The sequence below is a fragment of the Halolactibacillus alkaliphilus genome (genome assembly GCF_900115465.1).
Taxonomy (GTDB): Bacteria; Bacillota; Bacilli; order Bacillales; family Amphibacillaceae; genus Halolactibacillus; species Halolactibacillus alkaliphilus.
Map to the genome: position 1 here is coordinate 1 of NZ_FOWN01000006.1, position 15575 is coordinate 15575.

Consider the following 15575-nt stretch of genomic DNA (forward strand, 5'->3'; position numbering starts at 1 on the left):
CCATTCAACTAATGTGATATTATATTTTTCACTCAATGACACAAATTTATCTTTGGCATAATCCGAAATCGTATCATCTATTACTTTTCTTCGATACTTCACAACTAACACAAGATGGTAATGCATCAAAAATACTGAATGATTGTTACTGTCTAATTTCATTGTTATCTCAATCCTTATACTTAATAAGACTGATTATACCATAATAAGAAAAAAGACAAAATAAAAAACCTTTGGGCTGTCGCCCAACCGACATTCATCTCCCCCTTATCGTTGGGCTACGCCCTTCACACGCTTGAAGAGGGAGACTTCTTTCGGAAGTGCGTTAAAATCTAAGCAAATGGGCTATCCATAAGCTTAGGTTTTTTTCTTCTTCGGCTACATTCATAATAAAAATGGCAGTCATTAGTACGTTATATTTGCCATTTTTCTCACAAAAACGATAATTATTTCCCCACCCGATGTCAAAACATGATACACTTTATTTATCATTTCTTTAGGAGGTTGATTTATGAGTTCTATTTCTATTATTGCCGTCGCCAAAGAAAAACGAGCTGAGTATATGCCCTTGTTGCTTGAAGCTGATCCAAACGAAGTTCTCGTTAAAAGTTACCTTCACTCTGGTGATTTATTTTTAATCAAGCGTGAGCAACGTGTAATCGGTGTGTGTCTCTTCACATTCCCTAAACCACGGACGGTCGAACTTAAAAATATTGCGATTAAATCAACTATTAGAAATCAAGGCTATGGCAAGTCTGTCCTTTTACAAGCCACTGATTTTTACAAAGAAAAAGGCTATCGTGAAATAACTGTTGGAACCGCCAACTCAAGCATTGATAATATTGCCTTTTATCAAAAGTTAGGGTTTAGACTCGTTGATCTTGAACTTGATTTCTTTACAAACTATCCAACGCCTTTATATGAAAATGGCATTCCTACCCGAGACCGACTCATATTTGTGAAACGTATTTAGCTTAATACTTATGAAAGATTTTTTAAAAGGAGAGAATCATGCGGAAACAATCACTATTCACATGGGCAATAAGCATATTATCGCTTATCATCTTAATCGTGCTTATCACCATTAATCGTCAACAAACATTTAATTATTATCCTTCATATAATTCACCTAAAAAACCTTTTAGTGTTTTAATGGCAAGAGGGGATAATCTGTCGCTTGAAAGTCATGTTGACCTAGATCAATTACTTGACTTCCCGCTTTCTGAAGAAGATATGCTTCACCTTTTCACATCACCATCGGTGATGTATGTCGATGCCTCTTCATTATATTTGCGGTTAGGTCCGAGTACATCATACGATATTGTCGCCACACTATTTCAAAATGATGAAATAACAGTCGGAGAATTAATTACGCGAGAACAATTTAACTACGACACTGATCAAACCGAATGGGTTGCCGTTCAATATGGAGACGTTTATGGTTTCGTGAACCCAAGCTATTTATCAGATGAACCTCATTCACTAACCATTAACTCTGAACTCGATGATGTGGATAATTTAGAAGATGATGAGACAAACCATACAACAACCGAGACAAATACAACACATACTTCTTCTACGACACCATCAAACAACAATGTAACGACATCCGAACCGAAAATCACTACTAAATTGGAAACCATCACTAAAAATGTATCTTATGATGTTATTAAACAAGAAAACGATGACCTAATAGAAGGCACAAGTAAAGTCGTGGTTAAAGGCAAAAATGGCGTTAGAACAATCACGTATGAAATAACTTTTAAAGATAATGTGGAAATAAGTAAAAAAGAAATCAGTAATGAATCTACACACGTAGATGAAGTTATCCATATCGGCACAAAACCAGCTGATAACTCTCCTTCTGAAACAGAAGAAGAAACATCAGAATAGACTAAAATCACAACAGACAATCGCCCCTTACATTATCTTTTATTACTTAACGATGTAAAGGGCTCCTGGGGAGGTAAACCATGCATCAGCTTATCAAATTAATAACCGTATCATTAGTTACTATTAGTCTTATTCTAATGTCCCAACTCATACATACACCAGCCTATCTTTCGACCTTTACTAACACACGTTCAGTATTTGTGCCAAAAGAAAAAGCCACCCTATCTTTTAAACATAACACAGCGGAAACAGAAGAACAGGAAGTATCAATTGTGGAACCAGAAAAATTAGTTGAATACTCCGCTACAGATTACTTCTCGTCTACGTCGACTAAATATGTTAATATCAGCAGTTTGAATATGAGGGAGGGACCATCAACAGATTACCCAGTCACCACCCTCTTATATGAGCACGATCAAGTTGAAGTAGGTTCAAACGTCTCAGATACATTATGGGTTGCCGTTCGAAAAGATACAGCTGTTGGGTTTGTGCACCATCGTTACTTAAGCGACCAGCCGACCACCGTGATAGAAAAAGATGATGAACAAACTAACACAGATACCACAACTGATACAAAACCAACTAATCAAACAACAGCTAAAAATGATAAAGAAGAAACAGCAACTACCGCTCCAACTAAGGATACGCATTCACCACAAAAGAATCGTGCAAATCAACTCTCAACTGTTTCTGCAAATAACCAGGTCATTCTTGTTACAACACCCTCTGCCTCCAGCCAAAAAGCAACAATTGAAACTTTTGAGCGTGATGCTAACGGTCATTTCATCTCGATACTTAAGACATCTGGTTTTGTTGGGAAAAACGGCATTACAACGTCTAAAAAAGAGGGTGACGGTAAAACCCCTGCTGGGAAATATTCTATCGGCACAGCCTTTGGTATACCTTCAAATCCAGGCACCGCGCTAAATTACCGGAAAATATCTGATGACGATGTGTGGGTAGATGATTCAGAATCAGCACTATATAATACATGGCAATCACGACAAGCAACTCAAGATCAATGGTCTAGCGCAGAAAATATGAAGATCCCGCAGTATCGTTATGGTTTTGTAATTAATTACAATACTAATCGTACGCCTTATAAAGGGAGTGCAATTTTCTTTCACGTTGCAAACAACTACACATTAGGTTGTGTCGGAACAAGTGAAAGCCATGTCAAACAAATACTTACCTGGTTAAATCCTAGTCAATCGCCTGTCATTATTCAAACAACTGACGCTGGTTTAAGCCAGTACTAATTATTCACAACCGCTATTCTATCACACAATTCTCAACCACTATATTTCCTGGGAAATATAGTGGTTGAGCTTTTGAGGAGTGAGACAATGAGACGCTGCCACTGGGTCAATGATGACCCGCTTTATATTGCTTACCACGACAACGAATGGGGCAAACACACCACAGAGACACAACAACTTTTTGAAGCTTTAACACTTGAACTGATGCAATCTGGTCTGTCATTTTTAACTGTATTAAAAAAACGCGCAGCTTTTCAAACAACGTTCTTTTGTTACGATTTAGTCAAATTATCACAGGCTGATACTAACGATATTGAACTATGGCTAACAGATCCTACAATCATTCGTCATAAGAAAAAGCTTGAAGCTGTTAGCCAAAATGCTGAGGCGGTGCTACAGATTGAACAGACAGAAAAATTTTATACCTATTTAACGAATCACATTGAGTCTCATTTAACCGAACACTCGCAAAATGCACAGACTTTAACAATAGATATATGCAAAAAAATAGTAAAAACAATGAAACAGGATGGATTTAAGTTTATCGGTCCTACCACACTTTATAGTTTCTTTCAGGCAACAGGTTTTATCAATGATCATGATGTCACATGTGATTTCAAGTAAACATCGCATGAGACATATCGATTGGAGGCACTTATCGTGACACAAGATTTTAAACAACAGGTCATTCAGATTGTTACATCTATCCCATCTGGTGAATGGATAAGTTACGGTGATGTTGCGGTGTTAGCTGGTCGTCCACGCGCAGCTAGAGCCGTAAGCAGTATTCTTAAGCGCGAAGGCGACGCTCTGCCCTGGCACCGTGTTGTCGCAAAAGGTGGGAGAATTTCTATAAAAGAACCCGAATTAAGACGAATACAAATTCAAAAACTTGAATCCGAAGGTCTTGTCATTTCTCGATCCGGAGCTATAATGTAACCTTTTTTATACGACTTCTTTTATTAACCACTTTCAAGTGGTTTTTTTGTAGATCTTTTTACTTACTTATGACATACCTTAGCCATTTTCAGTTACTTTCTTATACATTTTTATTGATTTGTCCGCATGTTAGTACAATATTTGTTAAGATTTCTTGTATTTTAAGTAGAATACCAAGACATGATTCTAAAGTTCTGATAAAATTGTCGTAGAACAATTATAGAAAAGAGGAACACTTATGAAAGGAACCGTCGTAAAAACATGGATTAACACTTTAACTCGGCTTTATTCCGCTGACTTTATTCATCCCCGCTTAGAAGCCGCAGGCATTAACCCAAAAAGAACCATATCTCCGATTGATAATATTGAAGATACAAAAATCTTTATGTTTATTGAACGTGTCGCAGATGATAAACAAATGGCAACGGAAGATTTATGGTTAAAAATCGGGGAAGACAATGTCCAATCTTTCTATCAAGGGTTTGGTTCATTCTTTAAAAAAGATAATATGTTTCAATTTTTAAACTCAATGAATGACGTCCATCAAGTTGTTAGAAAGCGCATTGCAGGCTCTAACCCGCCAGGCCTTGACTTAGAGGTCATTGGACCATATACCGCTCAGTTAACGTATCGGTCCAAACGGAATATGTACGATTATTTACACGGTCTACTCGTTGGCGCAAAGAAGCACTTTAATGAAGAAGTAGATGTACAAGAACGCCATCGGCAAGATGGGGAAATGGTTCTTGAACTTACCTTTCCCTACCAAATCAGAAAGAAAAAACGTTTTCTTGTGTCAAACATGCTCTCCTTTGGAGTCATTAAGCGTACGGATGTAAAGTTAGGCTTATTCTTTTTAATTTCTGGAAGTATTTTAACTTACCTACAACAGCTAGTTAACATGCCTACATATATGATCCCTATCGGTTTTGGTGTCATAGGCTTTATCGGGATAAATCAAGTGATGCGCCCTGTAAAGGCCATTATTGAAAACTTGGCCGATTTGAATAATAAGCATTTTGTGGTGACGACAACAATACAAAGTGGGAAAGATGAGTTTGAGAGCATACATGAAGCGATTAATCACTATAAATTGCAGCTTAGTGAAGATTTTATTAGTTTTATGAGTATGACTGAAGAGCTTGAAAACTTTAGCCTTGATTTAAATACTATTTCAAGTAATATGAGCGAAACAAGTACGGATATTCGACAAGTTGTTGATGAGCTGGCAGATACCGCGACCACACAAGCAGAAGAAACAGAAGACGGTGTCGGTCGACTTGAACGGAATATCCAGGCGATTACGAACATAACAGAAACAGAACTTGATAGTCGTGATTTACTAAAAAAACAAATGACAGCGATTAAATCTGCCTTTAACAATCTCGATCAAACGAAAAAAGCGCTCACCAAGTCCCTTCATGTATTTGAAGGTGTACGTAATGAGAGTGTAACTCTAAAAGAGAAAGGAAAAGAAATCGAAAAGATTACGACCGTCGTGACTTCGATTGCCGAGCAGACAAATTTACTCGCTTTAAATGCATCTATTGAAGCCGCTCGTGCTGGTGAAATGGGGAAAGGATTCTCTGTGGTTGCTGAAGAAGTAAGAAAGCTTGCGACAGAATCAAATGATGCGGCAGAAGCTATTCAAACAAACCTTGGCGCCTTTCTTCATGACTTAGATTTAATGGTCAACGGTTTAACAGAACAATTCTCGGTCATTGGTGCTGAAACAGAAACAATGAATGCGGCGATAAATGAAACAGAAAAGTCTTACCAATCCATCGACACCATCGCAGAAAAGATGGTCGATACAACAGAAGAATTAGAAAAAGAAACACGCGCAATTGAACAGCTCTTTACTACTATGGAGTCACTCGCTGCCATTGCGGTTGAAAACTCCGCTTCGACTGAAGAAGCAAGTGCCAGTGTACAAACTTATACCATTGAAATTCAAAAATTAACTGAGCAACTAGAGCAGTTCAAACTTCTCACTCAAAGCTTTAAAGAAGAATTACAAACGTATCATTACTAATATATTAATCAGTGCTAAAAAGAGCTACCCCTCCGTTCATTTTTCAATGGACAGACGGGGTAGCTTTATCATTTAAACATATCTTCTCGTAAAAGTTTAACAATCTGAAGATATTTCCGAGTTATATTATCTATACGCCAGTGTGAAAGCGCTCTTATAATAGAGGTATCAAACAAACCAAGGAGTGAAACACATGCAGAAAAAAACACCGATCAGTTATTTACTACTGTTCGTCCTACTACTTCAACTCATCACGCCAATCGAAATGGTAAGGGCAAGTAATTTAATCACTAATCCAGGATTTGAAACAGATCCATACGAAGAAGAAGGTTGGGTATTCCACTCTTCAAACTGGGAACAGTTAACACTGACGCATACAGAGACTGATGTGAAAACCGGCAAATACCATATGAATTACTACAACAGCAATAGTCACAACCAGACAGAGACAGTGACACTCACACAAACCGTACCAGACGTTGTTCCGGGTACATATACCCTTTCCGTTCAGTCGATGGGTGGCAGTGACGCTGAAAAAGGTCACCTCACTTTGTCAGTTAACGATGTGACATCTGACGGTTTTGATACAAGCGGTTGGGAGAATTGGGAGACAAATAGCTTAACCTTCACTACAGATGAAACCGACACGCTCGTGATTACGATTGCTGTTGATGTTGAGCCTGGTGGTTGGGGCTATCTTGATGATGTGACACTTTTACCCGTCACTGATTCAAACGACAATCTCGGCCCTGTTGAAGCTGATATTCATGTTGAAAAAGTTGATGGCTTAACAGATGACTTTATTAACGGTGTCGATATTAGTTCAATCATAGCTCTTGAAAACAGTGGCGTTACGTTTTATAACGATGCTGGTGAGAAAGAAGATATTTTTACTATATTAAAGGAAAAAGGCGTTAACTATATTCGTGTCAAAGTATGGAATGACCCCTACACTGCCGGAGGGCTTGGCTACGGAGGCGGAAATAACGATGTAGCAACAGCACAAACTATCGGCGAGCGTGCGACAGCCGCTGGCATGAAAGTACTTGTGAACTTCCATTATTCTGACTTTTGGGCAGACCCTGGAAAACAAATGGCACCAAAAGCATGGGAAGGTTTTTCGATAGCGGAAAAACAAGACGCCATTACTACCTTTACAACCGAGACACTTGAAACTCTAAAAGCAGCAGGTGTCGACATCGGTATGGTTCAAGTTGGAAACGAGACAAATAACGGTATGGCAGGTGAATCAGGTTGGGCAAATATGTTGCCGCTGTTTGACGCAGGGACAAAAGCCGTACGTGCATTTGATTCATCTATTGACATTGCCCTTCATTTCACGAATCCTGAAAAAGGCACGTATCCTGGCTATGCAAAACAATTAGATGACGCAGCGATTGATTATGATATCTTTGCGACAAGTTACTATTCATTCTGGCACGGAACATTAGCGAACTTAAAAAGTACACTAACAGCCATTGCTGACACATATGATAAAGACGTCTTAATGGTTGAAACAAGCTACGCGTACACACCAGAAGACGGTGATGGACATGAGAATACGATTAAAGGGACAGAACAAAACCCACCTTATCCTTATACGGTCCAAGGCCAAGCAGATGCTATTCGAGATGCGATCGCTACCATGGCATCCATTGGTGAACGCGGTATCGGCGTCTTCTACTGGGAGCCAGCATGGTTACCTGTTGGACCACCAGAGAATCTCGAAGAGAACAAAGTGATTTGGGAAACATATGGCTCAGGATGGGCATCTAGTTACGCAACCGAATATGATCCAGCTGACGCAGGTAAGTGGTACGGTGGAAGCGCCGTAGATAACCAAGCCTGGTTTGATTTTGATGGACATCCACTTCCATCAGCGAATATCTTTAACTACGTTAAAACAGGCACAGTCGCTCCTGTTATACTAAGAGAGATTGTTGCCCAAGACGTCTCTATCAATGTTGGAGAAGAAGTGACTTACCCAGATAGTGTCGTTTATCACTATACTGATGGCTCGACAGAAAACGTTCAAGCAAGCTTTGAAGAACTGACTGGTGATTTAAAAGCTGGCACTTATCAAACGTCAGGTACGACCGTACGAGGTGATAACGTCACGTTAACCATTCATGTGCATGCTAAAAATTATATTATTGACCCAAGCTTTGAAAACCAAAGTGAGGCATGGACATTGATATTCAATGCACAACCCAATCAAGCATCCATTAAAGCAGGCCAAGCAGATTCTAAAACCGGGCAATACCATGCACACTACTATTCAGATTCAGCGATTGACTTTGTTTTAAGCCAAACAATTTCAAATCTTGAGCCTGGTATTTATCAACTATCTATGTATAACCAAGGTGGCGATCATACTGACAGTGAGCTCGTGCTATTCGCAGAAAACAGCCATCGCTACGAGGAATCAACAACTGTCAATGGTTGGGCAAACTGGCAATACACTGAAATTAACCTCATTGAAGTTCACGATGGCTCTTTAACAATTGGTGCCCACATCAAAGCTAATCCAAATGCATGGGGCACACTTGATGACTTCTCACTTATTCGTACGGGCGACTTACCCGAAGTGACACCAGAAGACCCATCAGACATTGAACCAGACGAACAGCCTGGAGATGTGACTGAGGATGATGAAAGTACCGATGAAGAAACAGAGAACGAAGAAAATACAAATGAAAACAACTCGGAGAATGGCGCAAGTACTGAAGACAACACGCCAGACAACGAAGAAGATCAATCAGGACCGACAAAGCCAACGGACACTGAGTCTGATGAGGCATCGTTAGAAGATAGTTCAGATAATAATCTGGAAGCATCAGAAGAAATAACAACTCATCCCGACGAAATAAACGAACGGACAGAACGCTTACCAAATACCGCATCCGTCATCTTTAATTTCATGTTGTTGGGGCTATTATGTATAAGCCTAGGTGCTGCAAGCTTCTTCTTTATAAGAACACGAAAAACAAACTAAAAAGCTAAAAAGATAACAAAACGAGCCGCCTGCCCTATTTTTTAACAGGGCAGGCGGCTCGTTAATTGTTCATCATTTCTAAATGTGTAAGAGTTACTCCATCTCTTCTAATGCATCTGGATAAACAACAGTATCATAAACCTCACCTGTTGCTTGATCAATGTAATTAAATGTGACTGAATCTGAATCTGATGTATTATCAAACGTTTGATACATGACACCACTAATACCTAATCCAAGAATAAACATCCCTTGAAAACTTTCTTCAAAGACCGCTCGATCGACAGTAACATCAAATGAGTTATAACGGTTATTGACGCTAATATCAGTTACAGCTGAAAGTGTCTCATCCTCTAACACATCTTCAATCATATCATCAATGTTATCTCTAAATTCTTCCATCATTTCATCGTATTCATCTTTTGGCATATTGTAGACAAGGTTGCCATCTTCATTTATGGTGACATCTACTTCACCCTCTACTTCCATTTCTTTAATTATACTGTCCAACTCTTCTTCAGAAAAGAACGACTGCGGGATGACCACTTGTTCTGTTTGATTCCCACAACCAACTACAAATACAAGAAGTGACACAAGCAAGCTACTTACTACTAATTTTTTCATCACTGATACCTCCAATTTATTATACATCTATTCTCTTCCACTTTAACATAAGACACCACTTTTTTACACCTACTTCCATATTTTATTATCTTTAAAAACACTTCCCTCCCTAAGGAAACCGATTGCATTGATATATGCAAATTGAAAACACGATTGAAAATGCAATGACAAGTCATTACAGCGTAAAACCAAGTCATTAAGCAGTAAAAAATTATTTTTTTTCATAATAAATATGCGAAATCGCTTTCATTTTATTTCATACTGTTGTATGATGAAATTAGAAACGCGTTTTGAGGAGGATAACTATGGGAATGCCTAAAGCAGTACTATTTGACTTAGATGGTGTTATTGTCGACACAGCCAAGCATCATTACATCGCGTGGCGTGCGCTAGCGAATGAATTAGGATTTGAGTTTACTGAACATGACAACGAAAGGTTAAAAGGTGTGAGTCGAATGGATTCACTCAACATCTTGCTTGAAGTCGTTGGCATTGAACTACCTGATGATAAAAAAGCCTTACTTGCTGAACAAAAAAACGAACAATATGTGCGGGCGATTAAACAGATGGATACTTCAGATATCCTACCAGGTGTAACGGATTTTCTTCACGCATTAAAAGAAGCTAACATTGCGTTTGCTTTGGGTTCTGCGAGTAAGAATGCACCGATTATTTTAAAAAATATCGGGTTACTCGATGCTTTTGATGCTATTGTTGATGGCAATGTTATCTCACAAGCTAAACCTGATCCTGAAGTCTTTTTAAAGGGCGCCAAACTGCTAGGTGTTGCCCCAAAAGATTGCGTCGTTTTTGAAGATGCACAAGCTGGCATTGATGCAGGAAAGAATGCAGGTATGTATGTTGTTGCTGTTGGCGACCCGGAAGTTTTGACTGGCGCAGATGACTATATAAAAGATTTATCCGCTATGACGTTAACACGACTTGAGCATTAGCTCTTGTTGTTTTTAACTCAGATAAAATGAAAGCGATCACATATTCAAGGAGGAATTACAGATGAAACCTTATTTAAAAGAACACCCTTGGTCCATTATTGAAGAAGGCTTTGATAAAGATAAACACGAGATTTCTGAGAGTATTTTTAGTATTGGTAATGGCCACATGGGACAGCGCGCCAACTTTGAAGAAACCTATACAGGAAAATCACTACAAGGCAGTTATATGGCAGGTGTCTACTACCCTGATAAAACCCGTGTCGGTTGGTGGAAAAATGGTTACCCTGAATACTTTGCCAAAGTACTAAATGCCACGAACTGGATTGGCTTAAAAATCGTCATTGATGGTGTTGAGCTAGATCTAAATACGGCAGACGTGACAGCTTTTAGACGAGAATTAAATATGAAAGAAGGCTACTTGTCACGTACATTCTCTGCCAAACTCCATAACGGTCATATCATTGATGTTGAAGCTACTCGCTTTGTTAGTATCACCTCAAAAGAAATAGGTGCGATCGAATATAAACTAACACCTGTTAACTTCGACGGTGAAATAGAGATTACGTCTTATCTTGACGGTGACATCATTAATAGTGACGCCAATTATGATGAAAAATTCTGGGCTAGTGTCAATGAAGAGGCCTTTGGAAATGAAGCCGTTGTCACTGTCAAAACTAAAAAACTCGATTTTTATTACACATCTAAAAAGGCTACCTATGTTTATACAGATGGTGACGCTATTAAACCAGATGCAGCATCCACACGTGAAAAATATGCGGAAGTGGTCTTTCATACGACATTAAAAAAAGGAAAGACAACCGTAATATATAAGTACGCTGCGAACGTCACAAATCGAGACTACCAAGACGACACACTAGAACAAATCGCTACAAAAAAACTACATGATGCTGTTGAAACTGGGTTTGAAACTTTAATGACCGACCAAAAAGAAGCTTGGGCAAAGAAATGGCAGGACTCAGATATCGTCATCGAAGGTGACGTCAGCGCGCAACAAGGGATTCGTTTTAATATTTTTCATATGAATCAGACCTACACAGGTGAAGATGCTAGACTCAATATTGGGCCAAAAGGGTTTACTGGAGAAAAATACGGTGGCAGCACTTACTGGGATACCGAAGCTTACTGCTTACCTTTCTACCTTGCGACGGCAGATCAACGTATTGCGCGTAACTTGCTTGTTTATCGTCACAATCATTTAGAAAAAGCGAAAGAAAACGCAAAAAAACTCGGCTTTAGTAAAGGCGCCTTATATCCAATGGTAACAATGAATGGCGAAGAGTGTCATAATGAATGGGAAATTACTTTTGAAGAAATCCACCGCAACGGTGCCATTGCTTATGCTATCTATGATTACGTTAACTATACTGGAGATAAAGCCTATATTGGTGAACTTGGTATTGAAGTATTGGTAGAAATCTCACGTTTTTGGGAAGAGCGTGTGCACTACGTTCCGCGTAAAGACGTGTACATGATGCACGGAGTAACTGGACCAAATGAATATGATAATAACGTCAACAACAACTGGTACACAAACCGGATCGCTAGCTGGACGCTAGAGTACACACTTGAATGTTTAGAAGAATTAAAAATGACAAACCCAGCCACTTTTGATACATGGATAGAACAGCTTCAATTATCAGAAGTTGAAACAACCAAATGGCAAGAGATTATTGACAAAATGTATTACCCTGTTGATGAAGATTTAGATGTTTTCTTACAAGCAGATAACTTCCTAGATAAAGAGATTATGAAAGTAGAAGAATTAGACGCTAAACATTTACCGCTTAATCAAAACTGGTCATGGGACCGGATATTACGTTCATGTTTTATTAAACAAGCTGACGTCTTACAAGGTCTTCATTTCTTAAATCATACGTATGATTTAGAAACGATTAAGCGTAACTTTGACTTCTACGAGCCAATGACGGTCCATGAATCATCATTATCACCTTGTGTTCACTCAATTCTCGCTTGTCAACTCGGTTATCAAGATAAAGCCTACGATATGTATTTACGAACGGCACGCTTAGATTTGGATAACTACAACAACGACACCGAAGATGGCTGCCACATTACAAGTATGGCTGGTACGTGGATGTCGGTCGTTCAAGGATTCGGTGGTATGAAAGTCATCGACCAACAGTTACATTTACGTCCCTTTATTCCTGGTAAGTGGGATGCCTTCTCGTTTAAGATTGTCTTTAGAGGTGCACGCTTAAATATCCGTGTCACTCAAGCACAGATTGACATCACAAATGAATCTCACAATGATATCGATGTGATTATTTTTGATGAATCTATTCACATTAAAGGCAACGAAACTATGTCGGTTGCGACAAACTAGCCTTTATCTTTAGTCAAACAACCAAGCCGCAGATAACGGACGCGTTATCTGCGGCTTTTTTATTTTTGATGCTTTTTTAATTCTTTTTTGGCCTTTTTCACTCTTTTATAAAATCATCTAGCGATACCGGCCGGCTAAAATAGTAACCTTGGACAAAGTCACACGTCGTTCCCTTTAAAAAGTCGAGCTGTTTTTTAGTTTCAACCCCTTCAGCCACAATGGCCAAATCTAAGCTTTTACCCATGGCAATAATTGCCCGGACAATAGCCGTTGTTTTATCTAAATCTCTAATAAAAGATTGGTCAATCTTTAATTGGTGTACGTGTAATTCATGCAATTTCTCAAGAGAAGAATACCCCGTACCGAAGTCATCGATGGCCACTGTAATGCCTGTTTTCCCAAGGGTATTCAGTGTGTTTCTCACCTTTGTTGAATCACTAATTGACGTTTCCTCTGTCACTTCTAACACAAGATTTTCAGCTGGATAGTTTGTTTCTTTTAAGATAGTTTTTACACGATCACTAAATGTCTTATCTTCTAATTGTTGAATAGAGACGTTTACAGCTAGCTTAAACGAAGCATTTGTTAACACTATTGGCTTCATATCTATACAGGCACGTTTTAATACCCATTCGCCAATTTTCATAATCAATCCGTGTTTTTCTGCGACGGGAATAAATTCAGCTGGTGACACTTTACCTAATTCAGCTGTTTCAAATCGAAGCAATGCTTCGGCGCCTACTACCTTATCTGTCTTTAAGTCAATGATAGACTGATAATGTACCGATAACACTTCATAAAAATCGACTTGCTGAAGCACATTCTTTATTTGAAACGTCCGTTTAATCGCTGTTGTGAGTTCTTCTTCATAGTAAACATGGGCATTACCGTCGTATTTTTTTGCTTCATACATCGCCACGTCTGCATGGACAAATAACTCGTTCGCATTCTGAACATGGGCACATGAGCTTGCAACACCCACACTGCAACTGACATAAATCGTCTGTCCTAAAAGATCAAAAGGCTCAGATAATGCAAGAAATAAGGCTGCAATTAAATCATCCATCTGCTGCTTTTGATGTTCAGATAACACAACAACAAACTCGTCACCATTAACGCGAGCAAACAACGCTTCTCCAAAATACTGTCGAAGTAAATGCGAAAACTGAATCAATAACTCATCACCGTGGGCATGGCCTAAATTGTCATTGACAGCTTTAAACGCATCGATATCCATATAAAGAAGCGTTAAGTTCTGACCATTATCTAGTAGTTGGTTGATACGCTCAGTAATAAAGGAGCGGTTATATAAGCCCGTCAAGCGATCTCTTGATACTAAAGCATCGATTTGCTTTCGATGAGCGTCGGCTTCTGAGTTGTCTATAAAAATCCCTACAAATCTGACGATGGTCTCTGTCTCATCTTTTATAGAGAAAATCTTTAAATATTCAGGGTATATACTACCGTTTTTTCGTTTGTTCCAAATTTCACCAGACCATGTCCCGTGCGTAAGAAGCTCATGCCACATCACTTGATAGAAGGCTTGATCATGTCTTCCAAATTGTAATAGCCGCGGGTTCCTCCCTAATACTTCTATTTCTTCATAACCTGTAATTGTCGTATAAGCGTCATTAACCCATTCAATCGACCCTAACGTGTCAGTAATGACTACGCCTTGAGTTGTATTTTCTAAAACTGATGCTAACATTTGATTGTATGATTTAAGCGCTACTTCTTCACGCTTATCAATATAAATCGCACACGTAGCAACTAAGACATTTTCAATGTAAACAGGCATAGCGACCATTTGAACATCAACCATTACGCCTGACTTTGTCCTTCTTACACTGCTTTGGGTAATAACAATATCTTCTTCAATCAACTGTTTATTCGCTTGAAAGAGCTGATCTTTGTTCTCCAAATAAATTAAGTGTTGCGGCGACTTTCCAATAGCTTCCTCTTCAGTGTAGCCAAACAATGAAACAAAATGTTGGTTAATTCTTGTCACCTGGTAGTCTCTATCCATCATCATCATGGCATAAGGTGATTTTTCAAATAATGTTCGAAAAAACGCATTGTTCTCCAGTGCTTGCGTGATATCTGTGATAAGTGAGAATAACAACGTTTCCCCTTCATATACGACGGGAATACTGTTAACTTTGACTTCACGGATTGTCCCGTTATTTAACTGGTGACGAAAATGAAAGTGCCGTTCCTTTCGTGCTTTTGCCTCCGCCATTTTATTTTGAATAGCCTCTTTTGATAACGTGTTAATGTCATGAATAGTCATATTCTGTAGTTTTTTTCTCGTATAACCATAAAAATCTAATGCCGTCTTGTTGGCATCAACAATCTGTCCATCATGAGGTGAAATAATCAGCACTGGTAAGTGATGTTGTTCAAATAATGTGTAATAAAAATCATCAGTATACTTATCAATCATTAACTCTGACACTTGCCGTCGCCCCCTAGATCCCATTCTTTTATCTCTTTCGAAAACGTATACATCATT

Annotated in this window: 12 protein-coding genes; 9 read left to right on the forward strand and 3 right to left on the reverse strand. The window is 38.8% G+C overall.

From position 1 onward, the window contains the following. Positions 1-162, reverse strand: a 162-nt coding sequence (locus BM163_RS03920) for a transposase (protein WP_177200250.1), incomplete at its 3' end; no start/stop codon positions are given. A gap of 349 nt (positions 163-511) precedes the next feature. Between BM163_RS03920 and BM163_RS03925 the strand changes: the two genes are divergently transcribed. From BM163_RS03925 to BM163_RS14095, 7 genes are all read left to right on the forward strand, one after another. Beyond that, the gene (locus BM163_RS03925) at positions 512-973 is read left to right on the forward strand and encodes a GNAT family N-acetyltransferase (RefSeq protein ID WP_089800460.1); all 462 of its coding nucleotides are present in this window, start codon (positions 512-514) and stop codon (positions 971-973) included. Between the two features lie 38 nt (positions 974-1011). After that, the gene (locus tag BM163_RS03930; protein WP_089800462.1) at positions 1012-1893 is read left to right on the forward strand and encodes a G5 domain-containing protein; all 882 of its coding nucleotides are present in this window, start codon (positions 1012-1014) and stop codon (positions 1891-1893) included. Positions 1894-1973: 80 nt separating this feature from the next. Further along, positions 1974-3152, forward strand: a complete 1179-nt coding sequence (locus BM163_RS03935; RefSeq protein WP_089800464.1) for an SH3 domain-containing protein — start codon at positions 1974-1976, stop codon at positions 3150-3152. 87 nt (positions 3153-3239) lie between these two features. Then, a complete protein-coding gene (locus BM163_RS03940; RefSeq protein WP_089800466.1) occupies positions 3240-3776 on the forward strand; it encodes a DNA-3-methyladenine glycosylase I in 537 nt (178 codons plus the stop codon). A 36-nt stretch (positions 3777-3812) separates the two neighbouring features. Further along, positions 3813-4091 (forward strand): MGMT family protein, encoded by a 279-nt coding sequence (locus tag BM163_RS03945; protein ID WP_218029751.1) that lies wholly within the window; start codon positions 3813-3815, stop codon positions 4089-4091. A gap of 238 nt (positions 4092-4329) precedes the next feature. Continuing rightward, positions 4330-6126, forward strand: coding sequence for a methyl-accepting chemotaxis protein (locus BM163_RS03950; RefSeq protein WP_089800468.1), 1797 nt, complete (start codon positions 4330-4332; stop codon positions 6124-6126). 193 nt (positions 6127-6319) lie between these two features. Further along, a complete protein-coding gene (locus tag BM163_RS14095) occupies positions 6320-9121 on the forward strand; it encodes a glycosyl hydrolase 53 family protein (protein ID WP_089800470.1) in 2802 nt (933 codons plus the stop codon). A gap of 93 nt (positions 9122-9214) precedes the next feature. On the opposite strand, the gene BM163_RS03960 is transcribed toward BM163_RS14095, so the two are convergent. Then, positions 9215-9745 carry a hypothetical protein gene (locus BM163_RS03960; RefSeq protein WP_089800472.1) on the reverse strand — a complete coding sequence of 177 codons (531 nt, stop codon included), beginning with the start codon at positions 9743-9745 and terminating at the stop codon, positions 9215-9217. Between the two features lie 305 nt (positions 9746-10050). Here BM163_RS03960 and pgmB point away from each other — a divergent pair, with 305 nt between their 5' ends. Continuing rightward, positions 10051-10698, forward strand: coding sequence for a beta-phosphoglucomutase (gene pgmB, locus BM163_RS03965; protein WP_089800474.1), 648 nt, complete (start codon positions 10051-10053; stop codon positions 10696-10698). 61 nt (positions 10699-10759) lie between these two features. Then, positions 10760-13063 carry a glycoside hydrolase family 65 protein gene (locus BM163_RS03970; RefSeq protein ID WP_089800476.1) on the forward strand — a complete coding sequence of 768 codons (2304 nt, stop codon included), beginning with the start codon at positions 10760-10762 and terminating at the stop codon, positions 13061-13063. A 97-nt stretch (positions 13064-13160) separates the two neighbouring features. Here the strand turns inward: BM163_RS03970 and BM163_RS03975 are convergent, their stop codons facing one another. Then, positions 13161-15518 carry a sensor domain-containing protein gene (locus BM163_RS03975; protein ID WP_170243623.1) on the reverse strand — a complete coding sequence of 786 codons (2358 nt, stop codon included), beginning with the start codon at positions 15516-15518 and terminating at the stop codon, positions 13161-13163. Between the last annotated feature and the right edge of the window lie 57 nt (positions 15519-15575).